This is a genomic window from Vibrio sp. Vb0304, from assembly GCF_033338995.1.
In the GTDB taxonomy this organism is placed as follows: domain Bacteria; phylum Pseudomonadota; class Gammaproteobacteria; order Enterobacterales; family Vibrionaceae; genus Vibrio; species Vibrio alginolyticus.
The window spans coordinates 1-1502 of sequence record NZ_JAWOTT010000107.1 but is presented as its reverse complement, the minus strand read 5'-3'; the positions used below and the strand labels follow the sequence as shown (position 1 = coordinate 1502).

The 1502-nt window shown below is 46.3% G+C and carries 1 protein-coding gene; it reads left to right on the top strand.

Annotation, left to right across the window (positions count from 1 at the left end; all coding sequences use genetic code 11):
- On the top strand, nt 1-1502 hold a 1502-nt coding region (locus tag R7P35_RS24185; RefSeq protein WP_318092862.1), incomplete at both ends, for a penicillin-binding protein activator.

The following is a 1502-nucleotide window of genomic DNA, read 5'->3' as shown; positions in this document are numbered from 1 at the left end:
AGAACTACATGATTCAAGCTGATAGCACGGAAGGCAGCTTACAAAACGACTGGTTGATCATGGCAACCAAAGCCGCAATCCAAGCGAACCAATTGGATCAAGCAGACCTTCTGATAAAACGTCTGGCTCGCCAACAATTGACGGAAGTTCAACAGGCAGAGTGGCAACTGGCGCGTGCGACCATACAGCAAAAGCAAGGCGATTACTCTCAGTTGTTGCAACTTCTCAACTTTAAGCCTTGGTGGAAACTACCAAATGAGCAGTGGAAAGATTACTACTCTCTACGTGCCGACGCTTACCAAAGCCTAAATCAGCCGTTTGAAGCCAACCGCCAACTGGTAGCGTTTAGTCAATACGCGTCATCAGCAGAGCAACGCGAAATCTCAAGCCGAATTTGGATGAACTTTGGCAGTTACTCTGAATATGAGCTGACTTCGCTACAAACTGAACCCAGCGAAGACGTGTTAGACGGATGGTTGCAATTAGCAGTTTACGCAAAAACGCTCTCCGGCAATCTGTCTCAGTTAAAAAATACCCTTGAGCGTTGGTTGAACGAGAACCCGTCACACCCAGCGGCAATCTATACACCAGAAGAAATTCAAAACATTCTGTCACTTGATATCGTAAAACCAAATAACACAGCATTGTTGTTACCATTAACAGGTAAGTTTGCGCCTCAGGCACAATTGATCCGCGATGGTTTTGTATTCGCGATGATGAATGATAGAAACCGCGATCCAAGCGCAACGCTTACCGTCATTGATACGAATGCGTACAGCGCTGATGAAGTGAAACAACGTCTTATCAACGAAAACATCGATTTTGTTGTCGGCCCGCTGCAAAAAGAAAACGTCGAACTATTGCAAACCACAATGGATGGTTCAGCAAACAGTCCAGCCATTCCCGCACTGGCGTTGAATATTCCTGAAGATGTTCAGCCAGGTACCGACATTTGCTACCTAGCGTTGTCACCTGAGCAAGAAGTGGCTCAAGCTGCAAAATACTTGTTTAGTGAAGGCTATAGCTTCCCGCTGATCCTAGCGCCAAAAGGCAGCTACGGTGAGCGTGTTGTGCAAGCTTTCAATGAAGAATGGAGCAAGTACAGCTCAAACAAAGTCGCAACAAGCTACTTTGGTGATAAGCGCCAGCTACAAAAAGACATTAACGACGTCTTTGGATTACAAGAGAGCAAACAGCGTATCGCACAGATGCAATCGCTCATGCGCATTAAGTTGGAAACACAGCCACGCAGTCGTCGTGATGTGGACGCAGTTTACATTGTCGCTCGTAGCTCTGAACTAACACTTATCAAACCATTCATTGAGGTCGCAATTAACCCAGATGCGAAGCCACCAAAACTGTTCTCGAACTCTCGTAGCAACAGCGGTGGTGCGACGTACGAAGACTTAACAGGCATTATCTACAGTGACATTCCACTGTTAGTAAACCCAGACCCAATTGTGACCGCTGAAATGAACGAGCTATGGGCAGATCAATCCAAC